This is a genomic window from Acinetobacter sp. BIGb0196, assembly GCF_011759595.1.
GTDB lineage: Bacteria > Pseudomonadota > Gammaproteobacteria > Pseudomonadales > Moraxellaceae > Acinetobacter > Acinetobacter guillouiae.
The window spans coordinates 22,217-39,428 of sequence record NZ_JAAOZA010000002.1 but is presented as its reverse complement, the minus strand read 5'-3'; the positions used below and the strand labels follow the sequence as shown (position 1 = coordinate 39,428).

Genomic DNA, 17,212 nt, shown 5'->3' with positions numbered 1-17,212 from the left:
GCAATGAGTAGCGGTCGTATCATTCAGATCATCGGCGCGGTTATCGACGTCGAGTTTGAACGCAATAGCGTTCCTAAGATCTATGACGCTCTCCAAGTTGACGGTACTGAAACTACTTTAGAAGTTCAGCAACAACTTGGTGATGGTGTAGTTCGTACCATCGCAATGGGATCTACAGAAGGTCTTAAACGTGGTCTAAACGTATCTAATACTGGTGCACCTATTTCTGTACCTGTAGGTACTGCATGTTTAGGTCGTATCATGGACGTTCTTGGTCGCCCAATCGACGAAGCTGGTCCAGTTGCGACTGAAGCGCGTTTGCCGATTCACCGTCAAGCACCTTCTTATGCTGAACAAGCTGCTTCTACTGACCTTTTAGAAACTGGTATTAAAGTCATTGACTTACTTTGCCCGTTTGCTAAAGGTGGTAAAGTTGGTTTATTCGGTGGTGCCGGTGTTGGTAAAACTGTAAACATGATGGAATTGATCAACAACATCGCGAAAGCTCACTCAGGTTTATCTGTGTTTGCTGGTGTTGGTGAGCGTACTCGTGAAGGTAATGACTTCTACCACGAGATGAAAGATTCTAACGTTCTTGACAAAGTAGCAATGGTCTACGGTCAGATGAATGAGCCACCGGGTAACCGTTTACGCGTAGCGTTAACTGGTTTGACCATGGCTGAATACTTCCGTGATGAGAAAGATGAAAACGGTAAAGGCCGTGACGTATTGTTGTTCGTTGACAACATTTACCGTTACACATTGGCTGGTACTGAAGTATCTGCTCTTTTAGGTCGTATGCCATCTGCAGTAGGTTACCAACCGACGCTTGCAGAAGAGATGGGTGTTCTTCAAGAACGTATTACATCGACTAAGTCTGGTTCGATTACATCTATCCAAGCGGTATATGTACCTGCCGATGACTTAACAGATCCATCGCCTGCAACTACATTTGCTCACTTAGATGCAACTGTAGTATTGAGCCGTGACATCGCATCTTCTGGTATTTACCCAGCGATCGATCCACTTGACTCTACTTCACGTCAGTTAGATCCACTTGTAGTTGGTGCTGAGCATTATGAAATTGCACGTTCTGTACAGAACGTATTGCAACGTTATAAAGAGCTTAAAGACATCATCGCAATCTTGGGTATGGACGAGTTAGCAGAAGAAGATAAGTTGATTGTTTACCGTGCGCGTAAAATCCAACGTTTCTTCTCTCAACCGTTCCACGTAGCTGAAGTGTTTACTGGTGCTCCTGGTAAACTTGTACCACTTAAAGAAACAATTCGTGGCTTTAAAGGTCTTCTAGCTGGTGAATACGATCACATCCCAGAACAAGCGTTCTATATGGTTGGTGGTATTGACGAAGTGATCGCTAAAGCCGAGAAGCTTTAATTAGCAACTCTAATTTAGGAGATTCACATGTCGACTATGCAATGTGATGTTGTAAGTGTTAATGAGTCTTTGTACTCAGGCACTGTGACAATGCTTATCGCAAAAGGTGCTGGCGGTGAATTGGGTATCATGCCTGGTCACGCTCCGTTAGTCACCTTACTCAAGCCGGGCGCAATTCGCGTTCTGCTTGAAAACGGTACAGAAGAGTTAATCTATGTATCTGGTGGTGTTCTAGAAGTTCAACCGCATGTTGTTACTGTGCTTGCAGATACTGCAGTTCGTGCTGACAACTTAGATGAAGCTGCAATTCTTGAAGCACGTAAAAATGCTGAACAATTGCTTGCAAATCAAAAAAGCGATTTGGACTCTGCTGCTGCTTTGGCTGCTCTTGCAGAAACTGCTGCTCAGTTGGAAACCATCCGCAAAATCAAAAACCGCGCGCTATAACACGCAGTTTGAGATTGAAAAACCACCCGCGAGGGTGGTTTTTTTATGCGATTAATTTATAGATGGTTCAAATTTATAACAACTCATCATGCTACAAACTTATCCTTGAGGAGTGTCCAATAAAAATTGTGTTTGTATAAAATGACTATAATCATCCCCCAAAGGTAATTCATAGTCTTTAAAAATGTGTCGACGAGTTGATACTGTCGACTGTTTAGTTTTTGGATTAAAACCAATTTTTTCAATATCTTTCCAATATAAACCTGTACCACGCTTCTGCCATGCAGGTAATTCATTAAAGTTAATGTCACGGCTAAAGAGTAAATCATGCTTCTCTTGGCGAGATAATCCTTTTACTTGGTCGGTTGCATTTTTTACATTTTCTCCTTCCTTGCGCAACATCCAATAGCAATGTGCATTGAGTGCGTTGCGATGAGCATCTTCATGACGCCAACGAAAATAATCTTCAACAGTTTTTGCATTGGGCAGTATACAAATTCGAGCATCAAAAGTTGCCATCTCACCATGTAACACACTGAATTTTGCACTGGCTTCTGCGGCTAAAATAGAAATAATTTTTCGTGTTTTACGATTAAAGCTGTCATCTTTTAAATGAAACAGTAAGGAGATTTCATCGCTTTGTGTATAGCCATAAATAATATTAAAGCCACATTGCATTAAGTGAGCTGTTGTTTCGACCATCAAGTCCCTAAAACGAAGATCAAAGGGCGCTTCAAATTTCCAAATATCTTTGGTGAGTTTGGTAAAGCCACGTCCATCCAAACGTACAACGATATATTGTTCTGGTGGTACACAGAAATCATAAGCTGTTTCATAAACACGTAATCGTGTATCTAGATCATCAAATCTCATGGTTAAACTTCTTCGTTATTCTCATGCTAAAGTTATATTTCATCACTGACTAGTTTTAGCATAATCTAAACAATAAAAAAGGAGATATATAAGACAATGCACCTCATCGAACAGCAAGCGCACTTTTGGGAACTTTATCAAACGCAAGATGACTACTATCTCAGCATTGCCGTAGATATGAGTTCTGTTGTTTCATGTTGGGATATTTATTTAACCGGAGTAGAAATTCAGGCGTATCACAACAAAGGGCGAATTGCGATTGAGGAACTCACCAATTTAATTGTGGCTGAAACCTATCGTGGAGATTTTTCCAATTTAGCAGCTCGGAAAGTACCTAGAGAAATACAACAACAGATGCAAACCGCATTTAAAACATGGCGGTTGGCCCAACATTAAATTTTTATTCAGTTATGAGTAATTGAAAAGCCATTATTTTCTATCATGTTTACTTTAAACAGCGCATCAAAACCTTCTGAACGATTCGGGACTTCTAATTTATAAAAGGTGGCTTTAACGCCTTTTTCAGCAATATTGGCTTTACCCTCACGTTGTGCATTACGCTGTAAAGTGCTGTCTAGATCCGTTTCAAAATAATATGAAATGACCTCGAAGCCAGCAGTTTTGGCAAGTTGAATATAACGGGCTCGATCGGCTTTGCTCATGTTGGTGTTATCTATCACGATTTTGGTTTTAGAGGCTATAGCTGCTTCAAACAGTATCTTTTCACGATGGCGTGTTTTTAGCATATCGAGATTGATACGTAGATGTGTATGGTAAAAATACTGTTGATAAAAAGTAGATTTACCCGAAGCTTGTACGCCTGTGAATAAAATCAGTTGCATGAAACACTACAAAAATACAGTTAATCTGCTATTAAATCATGTTCATGAACTTTGCTACAATCCATTCATTGTTGTAGAAAACCAATAAACTTAAAATGAAAAAATTAGTTCAATGTCGGTATTTATTTTCAATACTTCTACTGAGTGCTGTTTCAGCATGTCAAAGTCAATTTGTCACTACACCCAATTCACCCACTGAAGCAAGTTTGGTGGCAAATTCAGTGGGAAATGGTTTAGAAACAGAGTTAGATATCGATTATGTTGTCGCATTTAAAAATTTGAAAATGGCCTATGGGCAATGTGTTGCGTTTACTGGCGAAAAAGATTTTGTCTTTACCGACAATCGACTAGAACGAGATTTAGAAATGGGAACCTTGTTTACCCGTACAGAGGGTGGGGCGTATTTATCAAAAACCTTGGTGGAATCCATTGGAAAGAATAAAACCCGTTTAACGCTATTTTTACCCGCAAGTTATAAGTCTGCTCAAGCTCGTTTTAAGTTAGATGCTAAACGCGCGCTAGGACAAGATCGATCATGTAATGTCGCAAAGCCAAGCCAAGGCTGATCTGTTCAAATCTAATTAACTCTGTTCAGTGGCTTGCTCTGTATTTGATCCAGGAATCATCATGCCTGCCAGTTTAAGCATATCTAGTTGGATGGTATTCATTTGTTGTTCGATTTTCTTAAAATCAACTTTTGAAATGTCTAAATCACCGTTTAACAGTGCTGAGTTAAGCACTTGCTTATTGGCTTGTAGCACTTGTTGGCGGATACCATCAATCTCTTGGCTTTTTAAATCTAATGAAATCAATGCTGTATTAAAGCCTTGTAGTTCACGAGTCAATGTTTTGACAGATTGTTGCAGCTCAGCTTGATTTTGTGATTGTATCGCTTGTTGTAAATTAGATTGGCTTTGTTGTAATTTTTCAACATAGTCACCAGTTTTCAGCTGTACGTTGGCAACATCACGTGCGATATAAAACATATTGCCTTGTTTTAAATCTTCAGTACTTTTTGCTGTTGATTGATTATTATTATTTGAGTCGGATGTATTCTCACTCATTTGCGCAGTTTCAATCGCTTGAGCGTCATCTTGTTGACGTGATTGTTCAGCTGCTTGATTACAGCCTAGTAGTAACATGCCAGAAATAAAAATAACAAAAGGCAAAACCGCACCTTGTAAAAGCTTTTTCATCGTTGTCCAAAAGTAATTTAATCGGTTATGAATTCACTATAATTTGCAAAAGTGTAGAGATTGAGGATTGTTGCAAAGGGCATACAGTCTGTAACTTTAGAGATTCATTTCTACTCAAACAAAAGCAAAAAAGAATGCATTTTTAGCACGCTATTGAAGGGGGTTGAAATTTTAAATTGTGAATAAAGCTAGAGGGAGTTTTGATCGAAAATATAAAATTTTCGATCAAAACTGCAAAATATAAAAATTTATTTAAAGCATAGAGCTTTTAATGCTCGATTTATTTTGCTAATTCAGCTTCAATCGCAGATGTAATTCGTGGATCATCAGCAGTGATATCTGGTGCAAAACGTGCCACGATTTCGCCATTTTTACCGATTAAGAATTTTTCAAAGTTCCAAAGGACTTCAGGTTTTGGGTTTGGTGTTAGGCCATAATCGACTAAGTCTTTCCACCAAGGACCTTCACCAATACGTTCAGGGATTGCATGAATTAAGCTGTCATAAAGTGGATGTTTATCATCACCAGCAACTGAAATTTTAGCAAAAAGCGGGAAGTCGACATTGTAAGTTAAAGAGCAAAATTGCTCGATTTCATCATTTGTTCCAGGCTCTTGCGCAAGAAAGTTATTTGCAGGAAAGCCGAGGATTTCTAAACCTTGATCTTTCTTTTCAGTATATAGTTTTTCTAAACCTTCATATTGTGGAGTAAGGCCACATTTAGATGCAACGTTAACGATTAAAAGAACTTTACCTTGATATTGATTCAAGGTCGTCGCTTCACCTTTGATGGTATTGACTGGGATGTCATAAACGGAATTGCTCATAGGGGTATCCTTAAAAATCAAAAGACAGTGATTAGAAATATGTCTAATGTTTTAGCGATATTCCAAGATTTCAGCAAGTTACATTTGTATATAAGTGTAATAAAAAAAGCAGATCATAGGATCTGCTTTTAAAAACTGCATCAAATTTAATCGATTATGGTGCAGCGTTTGCTTTGGCTTGAAGTGCTTGCATTTCAGTTAACAGGCTTTGTTGTAACTCAGTACCTTTCTTTTGTAGTTCCATGATTTTTTGTGGATCTGGTGAAGTCGCTAAACCAGCTTCAGACATTTCAACGCCTAGGTTATTTGACTCTTTCATTTTGTCACGTACAGACGCAACTTCAGTACTTTTAAGTGCTAAACCATCAAGATCTTTGTTGAAACCATCCACATAAGTTTTCATTTTATCGACAACACCTTTCAGTGCATCTTTATCACCCTTTTGTGCAGCTTGCATCACTTCTGTTTGGAAGTTCAATGCTTCTTTAGCTTTCGCTGTAGACATTGTTTGAAGTGCAGTTAAATCGCTTTTGATATCAGCAGTATTGTTGGTACTTAAAGAAACCGCAGCTGCAGCAGGTTTGTTCTCAGTTCCTGAAGCTGAATCAGCTGGTTTTTTATCACATGCAGTTAAAGCAAACGCTGAAGCACATAGTGTAGCTAGTAGTAATTTTTTCATTTATTCGAACCCTTCATTATTTAAAATTCTTATGAATTTGACGGTAATATATACAAATTCAAAAAGTTATATGCTTAATCTAGAGCATAAGATGCAAAATGCACAATTTTAAGGCAATTTTCTATAGTATTTTTGTATATAAACTTATCAATAAAGCGGAATTAGGCTGCTTGAAAAATACCCCAATCTTAAAGATTTCGCATTTGTGCTGGGGTTTGATGAGTGTAACGCTTAAAAAACTCAATGAAGCTGGATGTGTGTTGATAGCCGAGGTCTAAGCTAATTTTTTTAATTGAGACGCCTTGTTGGATCAATGAGATTGCATAAATAATCTTGGCGCGATTACGCCATTCAGACAGCGAAAGTTTAAGGTGCTCTTGGCTAAGTCTAAGTGCATGCCGTTCAGTAATCTGAAAAGTATCGAGAATTTCTTGAAGGCTTTGGGGGAAGCGTGTTGTATCCGACAAATGCTCAAGAATAGGCTTGAGTGTGGGATGGTTGGTTTGCGGTAAATAATGCTCATAACACACACTATTTTGGATTTGATCGACCAACAGTTCTAATAAGTGTTGATAATAGGGAGATGATGGAATCCCTTGTTTCTGCTGCTCTAAAACTTCTTCAATGGTATGACGTAAAAAGGGGCGAATACTTAAAGTCTTTATGCTTTGGGATAAGCTTTGACAAAGCTGAGGATGAATACGGATACAGATGTAATGCGTCAGTTGATCATCCACAGCTGTACAACAATGTTCGGTTTGCGGTGGAATCCACAAACCATAACTTGGTGGAGACAGATAGGTTTGTTCTGCGACATTGAGTTCTAAAGTCCCATTTAAACTCAAATTAAAATCACCCCATAAATTTGAATGGGGTGTCACTACATCATGCTTTTGGTAGAAAAATTCTTCTACAGAAATCAGCGCTGAATACATAGTTGAAAAGACTTAACTCTCACATTGAATGGCAGTGTTTTCAGCTTTGGGGTTATTTAATCCACGACTCAGCGTGAAGATTGAAATAAAGGCCAAAAGAATAAAACTCAGTACACTATACAATAAAATGTTGGCATTAAAATGGTCAACAACATAGCCACCGATTAATGCACCTGTTGCAATCATGACTTGGAAGAAACCAACAAATAACGGCATGCCTTTTTCTACAGCTTGAGGGGCATGTAAAAACATCCAAATATTGGCAGTGGTTGGAAATGCACCAAATGCAAAGCCCCAAAGCGCTGTAAGAATAAAGGCGCCTGATGGATGAATGGCAAATAGAGGAAAGCCAAAGAATACAACCGCAAAACAGATGGCAACGAATGCAAAGGTATAACGCACATTCAAATTACCGCTATAACCAGCAAAAGCATTACCAAAGATACCGGCGATACCAAATAGTAGCAGTAGCGAACTGATGGTAGCACTGTCAAAGCCTGCTGAATTTTTAAAGAACGGGGTCAGATAGCTATATGATGAAAAATGAGCTAAACCAATCAACAAAATAATAATCAAACCTTGTCTGGCTTTACTGATTCTTAGCAATGCAGGTAAGTCTTTAAAATGAATGGCGGATTCAGGTTTTAAGCTCGGGATAAATTTAATTCCCAACAGTAAAACAACGAAGCCGATGGCGGAGGTAATTCCAAATGAGGTTCGCCAGCCGTATGCATCACTTAACCATGTCCCAATCGGTACACCAAGAACAGTGGCTAAAGTCACACCAGCCATGACAGTTGCTGTTGCTTTCGCAATAGGTAAATGGCTTGGTGCTAAACGACCACTTAAGGCAATTGCAGTTGCCCAGAATCCACCAATCGCAAATCCAAGAATGAAACGGCTCAGCAATAAAATTTCAAAAGTTGATGCAATTGCAGTGATGGCATTGGCAAACACCATCGTTGCAGACAGGGCTAGGAGTAAGTAACGTCGATCTAAATTTTTGACTAGAACGGGAAGGAGTGGTGCTGCTATGGCGGCCATGATCCCTGGGAGAGTGATCATCAAACCCGCTGTACCAACAGATATATGCAAATCACTGGAAATGTCGTTGAGGACACCAATTGGGAGAAACTCACTGGTGACCAAAGCAAAAGCAGTAATTGCAACGGTTAATAGCGCCAACCAGCTCCCTTGGCTACTGGGGGGAATCTCAGAGGACTGTGGTTCTGAAACTTCTGATTGCATCATATTCATGAAGATATATTCCTGCTGTAAAGCGAAAGCATATGGAGGTATTTTTTAATTCATTAACGATCGTTATAAAAATAAAATATTTGATTAATTTTGTGTTGTCAATTAATTTAATAATGTTCGTTATAAAAATATATGTGAAAGTTATGGCTGATTCTGAAAAACATGCTTTAGTCGCTGAAAAACAAGCACCTAAGCGTGGGCGTGGTCGTCCTAAATGTTTTGATGAACAACAAGCGCTACAAAAAGCCATGTTGTTGTTCTGGGAATATGGCTATGAATCCACATCGATGAGCGATTTAACCAAAGCCTTAAATCTTACTGCACCCAGTATATATAGTAGTTTTGGGGACAAATCACAGCTGTTTCATGCCTGTTTGGAGTACTACTTAAAGCATGAGGCATGTCCTTTGGAAGTTATTTTTCAACAAGCCAAAACAGCAAAAATCGCTATTGAAATTTATTTGTATGAAAACCTTAAAAAACTGGTTCAACAGAATAAACCGACGGGCTGTATGTTGGTTACCGCAACCATGAATTGTTCACAAGAACATGCACCGATTCAGCATGATCTCTTGTTGAAAAGACAACAAGTCAAAGAAAATATCTACCAACGTTTGCAACAGGGTGTCAAAGAAGGTGACTTAAACCCACACGCCAATATTCAAGCGATGACAGATTATTATTCAACGGTGATTCAAGGTTTAACCATGCAAGCCCGTGATGGGGTTAGTGCTGAACAATTACAAAGTGTGGTGACTTTGGCAATTAAAACTTGGGAATTATTCTAGGTTTAAAAACGCATAAAATAGCATTTGTCTGAAAAGCCCTATAGATGTCTGAAATGCCATATTTAAATTTATTCCGACTTCATCGATAATCATTTCCAGATCCTATTCGACAGTCAAAATTATGTATAGCAATTCAAAACCCATGTGGTGGGCAATCAGTTTACCGATCATTGCAGTATTGATTTGGTCAATGAATATTGCAGTTACACGTTATGTTTCGGATTATATTTCACCTGTCAGTATTAGCTTTTATCGCTGGTTAGTGGCATTTATTATTTTGACCCCATTTATGTTGCCCCAAGTGTGGAAGCAACGTCATTTGGTTAAACAACATTTTATGCAATTTGTGGTGCTGAGTGCTTTTGGTATGTTCTTGTATCAAGGCTTGGCATATAGCGCAGCGCATTACACCACAGCAACCAATATGGGCATTATCAACGCCTTTATTCCAGTATTTACCATTTTTGTTTCGATTCTTATTTTACGTGAAATTCCCAATCGCTTCGCTGTTGTCGGCAGTATCTTGTCTTTTCTTGGTTTACTGTATGTGATTGGCCGAGGGGATTTTAGCAACTTGACTCAATTGGCAGGGCACTCTGGTGATTTGATCATGGTCTTGGCTGTGTTCTTTTATGCTTTTTATGGGGTTTTTCTGAAAAAATGGCAATTGAAAGTTCCATTACTGTTGAGTCTCTATGTGCAAATTGCGTTGACCTTGGTCTACCATTTACCCTTTGTGCTTTATTATGGCATTGATGCGATTAACCAAGGTAATGTCGCTAGCGTTTTATATGCGGGTATATTACCTTCTCTTGTTGCACCTTTATTGTGGATGATGGCTGTGCAATATCTAGGTCCAAATCGAACCAGCATTTTTATGAATTTAATGCCAGTATTTACTGCAATCATTGCCTACTTCTGGTTGCATGAGGCTTGGACGATGTCGCATACAATTGGTGGTATTGTCATTTTAGTAGGAATTGCATTGGCACAAAAAAAGTCACTTAGTGTCAAAAAAAGTACATTATTGAGTTAAAATTTAAAGTGTTTTGAGTGAAAATTGTTCATTTAAATCTTTATTTTTAACGCTTTTTAAGTGTTAAATCTGAGCAAAATTTGTTTTTTAATTAGTGATTTAACTGTTGAAAATTCAAATAGTAAAACAAATTTAAACACTTAGTTTTATTATTGAAATCCAAGTTATTTGCAATTCACTCAAATGAACAGATATTGCTCAGAAGAATATATTTGTATTCAAAAAAAATTTATAGGATAATATTTTCATCGTAGCGAATTAAGAATTTCTTAATTAAATTTTTCTACACTGAATTTTTCATACCCTCTGGATGTGTTTAACGCATCCTTTTTTATACTCAGCCAACCCTATATGTGGCTGAGTTTTTTTTTGCCTTTTTATTGGTAATATGAGGGTCTGTTGACAATTCGCCTACGCCTTGCGCTGCAAACAAAGCAGTGCTTTGTTCTTGCTCGGGGTTGTGGCTAAAATTATCTCAGCCTACGTTATGAAACTCGAAAATAGTCTCGCTATTCTCTTCATTTCATGCCTTGCCTGATCAATTTTAACCTACAACGCAAGCCATTTATGAAATTCCAACAGGCCCTGAACCCATGTTTGAATGAATATTTTAACGTGTTTAAGCGCGAATCACTTGTGCTGTAGATGCGTCAATGATTTTGCTTGGTTCGCGACTTAAACCAAGATCGCCGTTTAAATAATCCAATTCCGAACCAAAATATTGACTGGCTTGTTGTAAAGATCTTGCTGGTTCTAAACCTGCCGAATTTGCACTGGTCGACACAATAAAGCCATTAAAGGCATTACATAAGGCAATGCACAAAGGGTGATTGGTTACACGAACCGCAACCTGAGCATGCTGGCCTTTAATCCATTGTGGAATTTTATCATCAGCTGGAAGTAGCCAAGTTGTTGCACGTTCTGTTCTAGAGCGTTGCGTCCATGATTGAATGATTTGTTCACGAATAATAGGGTCAATTTCTGTTAATAGATGCTCAACTTGTGAGAGCTGTCCTGCCAATAAAATTACGCCTTTCTCTATAGGGCGTTGTTTAAGCCTTAAAATTTCTAAAAAAGCCTGTTCATTGAACGGATCACAGCCTAAACCCCATACTGCCTCTGTTGGATAAGCCAAGACTTTACCTTGTTGAAGAATTTGTGCAGCTTCAGCAACTGAGGTTGTAATCATCTATGTTTACCTTGCCATTTCGTGGAATAAGCCACTATTGTGAACCTTAATAACTGACTCGGCAACGTAAGTACAGCCCAGATTGTTGAATACAGTGACCCAAAAGTTCTAATTCCATAAGATCGCTTGTGAGTTGTGCAATGTCTAAATTTGCGTTTTGAGCAAGCGTATCTAAGTCTTGCCCAATCCAATCCAGCAATTGATACAGCTTAAATAAATGCTCGGGAATTTCTGGCATTGGGGAGAGTGATTCAGACTGTTGTGCACAATGCCATTGGGTGGGAAGTGCTAAATCTTCAACAATCTGTTCTGGATGATCAACCAGAATGGCCCCTTCACGAATGAGCTGATGACATCCTTGATGATGCTCTCCATAAATATGTCCTGGAATTGCAAAAATCACTTTACCTTGTTCTGCGGCAGCTTGCGCCGTAATCAGTGAACCACTACCCAGTTGTGCTTCTGCGACAACAACACCTAAGCTCAAACCACTCACGATCCGATTTCGATAGGGAAAATTGCGCTGAATAGGCTGAGTTTCTGGCAGGTATTCAGTCAAAATCGTTCCTGAATGCTGCAAAATTTGTTCTTGTAACTGTCTATTTTGACTAGGATAAACCAGATCTAAGCCTGTACCGATCACCGCAATGGTTCGATGGTGTTTTAGTCCACCCATATGTGCAGCGGCATCAATTCCCAGTGCTAGGCCACTGGTAATAAAGAAGCCCTTTTCACTCAAATAGTAAGCAAAATCATAAGCCACTTGTTTGCCATGCGGACTTGGCTTTCGGCTACCCACGATGGCGATTTGCGGTTGACTTAGATTCTGAAATGCACCTTTACCAAATAGAATTGGTGGATGATCAGGATAAGGTAGCAGTTGTTGAGGATAATGAGGGTCGGTATCTAAAAGAATAAAATCTGTATGTTGTTGAATTTTATCGAAGCAAACTTGAAATTTGGATTGCCCAAGCGCAGTGAAAAATTCACTGGCTCTTTCAAGATGGTTTTTATGAATTTTGGCTTCAGACCAGCGGTTTAAATTTTCAGCTTGCAGCGCTTTTGCGATAGAACCAAAATGTGTTTCTAATTTACGAAAAGCGCTGAGCGAATGTTGAACCAAATACCAAAGTCTGATGGCATCATATTGGTCATTGGATATTTGCTTCAACATATTTAAATCACATCATGAAAAACTTAGTTATCTGCAATTGCAGGCGGTTTAATTTCAGCACCCATTTTAATTGGTAAATTACTTTCCAAAATATAGGCATAGCTGAGGTGATCAAAACTCTTAAAGATCATCAGCGTACCAATTTTTTGACTTGGTAATTTCACAGACTCTTTGGTTTTTGGGTCACGGACTTTTTCACCTTGTTGGTAAATACTAAAGACCTGTCCAGGTTTAGCACCTTGTAAGCTCCCACGGTCAATGGTGACTACACTATATTGCGCTGCTGTACCAATTGAACCTTGTACACGAACCACTTTACCGCCATTGCTGACTTCATTGGTGGTGGTTGGATAGAACAAACTTGGCAATTCGGCATCATAGCTTGGCAGGACATAGTCGCCCTTACGCACTTCAGCATTATAACTTTTGGTTAGCTCTAGAGTGGTGACATCATTTTCACCAGCCGCCGCTGTTGCAGAAGCAACCTCAGTTAACTCCATGCCCGCATTAAACTTTTTGCCTTCAGCATTGAGGAATGTATAGGGTTTGCCTTCACGGTAGATCCCATAACGTTGACCCACGACTAAGCCATTTCCACGCGCATAAACGGTTTGTCCTGCACCCGTAATCACACGATTATCAGCAGCGCCGATGGTATAAGGGATGTTCTGTAAAGATTCAGGATTGACCACAATACTGTGTTCTAACCATGGTTGAATATCTGATAATGGAATTACTGAAATCGCATTATTTAAGGATTCAACGCGTATTTGAGGGCGTAAAGATGTTCCACCTTGATGACGACGGATAATTCCATCACAACCATCACCTTCATCTACACCAATCAATGGGCGACCATCTAAAGTACACAACAATAATTTATCGCCTGGATAAATCCAATGTGGATTTTTAACATGCTTATTGCTTGCCCAGATTTCAGGCCAGCGCCAAGGCTTGCTTAAAAATTTCCCCGCAATATCCCATAAAGTATCACCACGTTTCACCACATAGACATTGGGTGCACTGGATTTAAGTGCAGGTGGATTGGTATTTGGACTTGCGTGTGTGATTTCCATGTAAGTGAATCCTGCACTTAAACATAGTGTCACAGCAAGTAATTGTTTCTTGAACCCCTTGGCATGAAAGTTCGTTATGCCAGTTAAAACCTTTTTCATTATCATAATTCCTAAAATTATGTCTCTATATGCGTTATAATACGCATATTACACACATTTTTTTAATGAAGCATATTCTTCATTTAGTTTTAAGATCAATGGCATAGCAACAGAGGGTACAGTATGGCCTTATTACCTATTTTAAGTTTTCCTGATCCCCGTTTACGCACCATTGCAAAACCTGTCGATGTGGTAACTGATGAAATTCGCCAGTTAGCAGCAGACATGTTTGAAACCATGTATGAAGCGCCAGGTATTGGTCTGGCTGCTACACAGGTCGATCAGCATATTCAGCTTATCGTAATGGATCTGTCTGAAGACAAAGACCAACCTATGGTGTTCATTAACCCCAAAATAACACCGCTTACAGAAGAAACCTTATCTTATGAGGAAGGCTGTCTTTCTGTTCCTCAAATATACGATAAAGTTGAGCGTCCGTCACGAGTTAAAATTGAAGCAATTAACCTTGAAGGTCAAGCTTTTGAAGTCGAAGCGGATGATCTATTGGCGGTATGTATTCAACATGAAATGGATCACTTAAACGGTAAATTATTTGTGGATTACTTATCCCCTTTAAAGCGTCAACGCGCGCGTGAAAAAGTGGAAAAAGTGGTTCGTCAGCGTGAAAAGCAAAAAGTTCCAGCAAAACGTTGATCTGAGTCAGTTGAATTTTAAAAACTTTTAAAATTTTCCTGTAATACAAAGCCCAATTTTGTTTGGGCTTTGTTATACTCTGGCTCGAAAAATGTTGAGACGAACGTTTTGTTGAGAATAGGTTTACTGCTCGGTTTTACCGCAGTTTTTTTACAGATTGCTGTATTTTTACAGCCTTTGCTACCGAAGCAATATCAAATTGCGCCGGTCTGTGAAACTATTACTCAAGCTTTAGTACAAAGTCATTTCTACGAAAAGCATCAGCATAGCACCCATCATCAACATCAATCTGCATCTTCTGCACATGAAGCTGCCAGTCATGACCATCTATTGGCCCATGCTGAACATGCAGCGCCAGAGCAACCAAGTTCACATCACCATGATGCGGGTCACCAGTGCCAATACTGTACAGTCTATGGCAATTTGGTTTTACCTCCTGAACTTGAAATCAAAGAAATATTAGATCGTATCCAAGTGCGACTGGTTGCATTTCAAAAAGCATTTCGACATGTCTATTTTGTATTGCAACGTTTGTTTCTACTTCCCCAAGGGCGAGCCCCGCCACTTTTCGCATAAATCAAAAACTTAATTTTTAGGGTCTTCATTGACTCCAGCCTTGTTTAATTTATGATTTAAGAGAAAGAAAATGGCTCAACCTCAATTCTTTTTACAGCCTTTAGCGGCTGCGGTTTGTGTTGCTTGTTATTCTACAGCGGCATTTGCACACGATCAGGAACATGCATCTCAACTTGCTCCAATCGTGGTTACAGCACAGTTAAATAATGATGCCAATGGTTTGATTATTCATGCTGATCCAAAACAGCCGATTCAACCTGTACCTGCCACAGATGGTGCTGATTATTTGCAAAGTATTGCAGGCTTTAATTCGATTAAAAGCGGTGGAACCAATGGAGATGTCACATTCCGCGGCATGTTTGGTTCACGGATTAAAATTTTAACAGATGGTACGGAAAATTTAGGTGCATGCCCTGCACGCATGGATGCACCTACGTCATATATTCAACCTGAAAGTTTTGACCGTATTTCCGTGGTGAAAGGACCTCAGACGGTTCAATATGCCAATACAGGTTCAGCAGCCACGGTGATTTTTGAACGTCAAAAACCAACCTTAACAGATGATAAAAATTATCAAGGTCAAGCCAGTGTTTTAGTCGGTTCTTTTGGACGTTTGGATCACAACATTGAAGCTGCTGTAGGTGACAGTAAAAAATATATGCGTATCAATGCCAATCGTTCTGAGTCAAATAGCTATGAGGATGGTGATGGTAATAAAGTGCCTTCTTCTTGGGAGCGCTGGAATACCGATTTAGCCTTAGGCTGGACACCCGATGAAGATACATGGGTTGAACTGACGGGTGGTAAAGCCGATGGTGAGGCTGAATACGCAGGCCGAACCATGGATGGTTCTCAATTTGCACGTGAAAGCCTAGGCTTACGTGTTGAAAAGAAGAATTTAAGCCCTGTGATTAAAAAGCTCGAAGGGCAAGTGAACTATAGTTATAACGACCATATTATGGATAATTATAGTTTACGTACTCCACCATTGGCAGAAATGACACATGGTAGCATGAAGATGTTGATGCCAAACCCAATGGCAATGCAGGTGACACGCCGTACTTTAAATAGTCGTTTAGCCATGACCAGTGAATGGGATAAGTTGAGTTTAATTACTGGGGTGGATTCTCAGCTGAACAAACATGGCGGCAGTATGTCATCACCTACCATGCCATCCATGAATGTTGCATTTAGAGAGGATATGCGCTTCCAATCTTATGGTGCTTTCGGAGAAATGACCTATCAATTCAGTGATGCTTATAAATTGGTGACAGGTGCACGAATTGATCAAGTTAAAATTGATGCCTTAAAACTGAATGATCAACGTAAAGAAACTTTGCCAAGTGCATTTATTCGTTTAGAAAATCAATCTCCTGAACATAATGCCAAATCTTATATTGGTTTAGGTTATGTGGAACGTGTTCCAGATTATTGGGAGCTATTCAGTACTGCACATGGTAATACTGGTATGTCTAAACCGACGTTTAATGATCTAAACACTGAAAAAACTTTACAGTTGGATCTCGGTTATCAATACCAACATGATGCATTGAGTGTATGGACATCAGCATATGCAGGGTTGATTAATGACTTTATTTTATTGAGTTATCATAATCATCCAAAAGCTGGAATGGGTGGGCATGATCACGGTTCTTCATTTAGTGCGGGTGCAAAAAATGTCGATGCAACTATCGCGGGTGCTGAAGCAGGGATTGGTTATCAATTTACTGATGCGATCCAAGCGGATTTAAGTGCAATGTATGCATGGGGCGAAAATACTGATACGCATAAACCATTACCGCAAATTGCACCTTTAGAAGGTCGTTTGAATTTACGTTATGTTCAAGATAAATATTCTTTAGGTTTATTATGGCGTGCTGTGGCGAAACAAGATCGTATTAGCTTAAATCAAGGTAATATTGTCGGTTATGACACTGGTGAAAGTAAAAGCTTTACCACCTTGGCATTGAATGCGTCATATAACATTCAAAAAGATCTAAATCTTGCTGTTGGTGTCGACAATGTCTTAGATAAAACCTATACCGAGCATTTAAACAAATTGGGTGTAGGTGCGGATGGTCAAGTCGGTACTCAACAATTTAATAATACAGGGCGTAATTATTGGGCTCGTATTAGCATGAAATTTTAATTGATTTAAAACTGATTT

The 17,212-nt window shown here is 39.2% G+C and carries 19 protein-coding genes; 9 read left to right on the top strand and 10 right to left on the bottom strand.

Annotated features, from left to right (window positions below; all coding sequences use genetic code 11):
* The first annotated feature begins 3 nt into the window (after positions 1-3).
* Together atpD and FHR28_RS12925 are read left to right on the top strand one after the other, a co-directional pair.
* On the top strand, positions 4-1,398 hold the full coding sequence (gene atpD, locus FHR28_RS12930) for a F0F1 ATP synthase subunit beta (protein ID WP_004723420.1): 1,395 nt from the start codon (positions 4-6) through the stop codon (positions 1,396-1,398).
* A 27-nt stretch (positions 1,399-1,425) separates the two neighbouring features.
* Positions 1,426-1,845: a F0F1 ATP synthase subunit epsilon gene (locus tag FHR28_RS12925; protein ID WP_056518359.1), complete on the top strand. Its 420-nt coding sequence runs from the start codon at positions 1,426-1,428 to the stop codon at positions 1,843-1,845.
* A gap of 99 nt (positions 1,846-1,944) precedes the next feature.
* Here FHR28_RS12925 and FHR28_RS12920 read toward each other — a convergent pair whose 3' ends face one another.
* Positions 1,945-2,718, bottom strand: coding sequence for a tRNA(His) guanylyltransferase Thg1 family protein (locus tag FHR28_RS12920; protein WP_151956321.1), 774 nt, complete (start codon positions 2,716-2,718; stop codon positions 1,945-1,947).
* 96 nt (positions 2,719-2,814) lie between these two features.
* Between FHR28_RS12920 and FHR28_RS12915 the strand changes: the two genes are divergently transcribed.
* Positions 2,815-3,114 (top strand): hypothetical protein, encoded by a 300-nt coding sequence (locus FHR28_RS12915; protein ID WP_151956320.1) that lies wholly within the window; start codon positions 2,815-2,817, stop codon positions 3,112-3,114.
* Positions 3,115-3,122: 8 nt separating this feature from the next.
* On the opposite strand, the gene FHR28_RS12910 is transcribed toward FHR28_RS12915, so the two are convergent.
* Positions 3,123-3,560, bottom strand: coding sequence for an ATP-binding protein (locus tag FHR28_RS12910; protein WP_151956319.1), 438 nt, complete (start codon positions 3,558-3,560; stop codon positions 3,123-3,125).
* 95 nt (positions 3,561-3,655) lie between these two features.
* On the opposite strand from FHR28_RS12910, the gene FHR28_RS12905 reads away from it, so the two are divergent.
* On the top strand, positions 3,656-4,126 hold the full coding sequence (locus FHR28_RS12905) for a hypothetical protein (protein WP_105714231.1): 471 nt from the start codon (positions 3,656-3,658) through the stop codon (positions 4,124-4,126).
* 15 nt (positions 4,127-4,141) lie between these two features.
* On the opposite strand, the gene FHR28_RS12900 is transcribed toward FHR28_RS12905, so the two are convergent.
* From FHR28_RS12900 to FHR28_RS12880, 5 genes are all read right to left on the bottom strand, one after another.
* A complete protein-coding gene (locus FHR28_RS12900) occupies positions 4,142-4,756 on the bottom strand; it encodes a hypothetical protein (RefSeq protein WP_151956318.1) in 615 nt (204 codons plus the stop codon).
* A 280-nt stretch (positions 4,757-5,036) separates the two neighbouring features.
* Positions 5,037-5,582: a glutathione peroxidase gene (locus tag FHR28_RS12895; RefSeq protein WP_004723411.1), complete on the bottom strand. Its 546-nt coding sequence runs from the start codon at positions 5,580-5,582 to the stop codon at positions 5,037-5,039.
* A gap of 154 nt (positions 5,583-5,736) precedes the next feature.
* Positions 5,737-6,261, bottom strand: a complete 525-nt coding sequence (locus tag FHR28_RS12890; protein ID WP_004723410.1) for a hypothetical protein — start codon at positions 6,259-6,261, stop codon at positions 5,737-5,739.
* A gap of 188 nt (positions 6,262-6,449) precedes the next feature.
* Positions 6,450-7,196, bottom strand: a complete 747-nt coding sequence (locus FHR28_RS12885) for a helix-turn-helix domain-containing protein (RefSeq protein ID WP_166782818.1) — start codon at positions 7,194-7,196, stop codon at positions 6,450-6,452.
* A gap of 12 nt (positions 7,197-7,208) precedes the next feature.
* Positions 7,209-8,447: an MFS transporter gene (locus FHR28_RS12880; RefSeq protein ID WP_166783559.1), complete on the bottom strand. Its 1,239-nt coding sequence runs from the start codon at positions 8,445-8,447 to the stop codon at positions 7,209-7,211.
* A 149-nt stretch (positions 8,448-8,596) separates the two neighbouring features.
* On the opposite strand from FHR28_RS12880, the gene FHR28_RS12875 reads away from it, so the two are divergent.
* Both FHR28_RS12875 and FHR28_RS12870 read left to right on the top strand, forming a co-directional pair.
* A complete protein-coding gene (locus FHR28_RS12875; protein WP_004823720.1) occupies positions 8,597-9,241 on the top strand; it encodes a TetR/AcrR family transcriptional regulator in 645 nt (214 codons plus the stop codon).
* Positions 9,242-9,383: 142 nt separating this feature from the next.
* The gene (locus FHR28_RS12870) at positions 9,384-10,277 is read left to right on the top strand and encodes a DMT family transporter (RefSeq protein WP_004823721.1); all 894 of its coding nucleotides are present in this window, start codon (positions 9,384-9,386) and stop codon (positions 10,275-10,277) included.
* Positions 10,278-10,896: 619 nt separating this feature from the next.
* Here FHR28_RS12870 and FHR28_RS12865 read toward each other — a convergent pair.
* The 3 genes from FHR28_RS12865 to FHR28_RS12855 are packed head-to-tail and all read right to left on the bottom strand — an operon-like array spanning position 10,897 to position 13,815.
* Positions 10,897-11,466 (bottom strand): L-threonylcarbamoyladenylate synthase, encoded by a 570-nt coding sequence (locus tag FHR28_RS12865; RefSeq protein WP_151956316.1) that lies wholly within the window; start codon positions 11,464-11,466, stop codon positions 10,897-10,899.
* Between the two features lie 46 nt (positions 11,467-11,512).
* On the bottom strand, positions 11,513-12,640 hold the full coding sequence (dprA, locus tag FHR28_RS12860; RefSeq protein ID WP_166782817.1) for a DNA-processing protein DprA: 1,128 nt from the start codon (positions 12,638-12,640) through the stop codon (positions 11,513-11,515).
* 23 nt (positions 12,641-12,663) lie between these two features.
* Entirely contained in the window at positions 12,664-13,815 is a 1,152-nt protein-coding gene (locus tag FHR28_RS12855; protein ID WP_166782816.1) for a LysM peptidoglycan-binding domain-containing protein, read from the bottom strand.
* Positions 13,816-13,938: 123 nt separating this feature from the next.
* On the opposite strand from FHR28_RS12855, the gene def reads away from it, so the two are divergent.
* The 3 genes from def to FHR28_RS12840 all read left to right on the top strand — a co-directional run bounded on the left by def (position 13,939) and on the right by FHR28_RS12840 (position 17,194).
* Positions 13,939-14,469, top strand: a complete 531-nt coding sequence (gene def, locus FHR28_RS12850; protein ID WP_004723400.1) for a peptide deformylase — start codon at positions 13,939-13,941, stop codon at positions 14,467-14,469.
* A gap of 108 nt (positions 14,470-14,577) precedes the next feature.
* Entirely contained in the window at positions 14,578-15,045 is a 468-nt protein-coding gene (locus FHR28_RS12845; protein ID WP_004823725.1) for a DUF2946 family protein, read from the top strand.
* Positions 15,046-15,115: 70 nt separating this feature from the next.
* Entirely contained in the window at positions 15,116-17,194 is a 2,079-nt protein-coding gene (locus tag FHR28_RS12840; protein ID WP_166782815.1) for a TonB-dependent copper receptor, read from the top strand.
* Positions 17,195-17,212 lie beyond the last annotated feature (18 nt).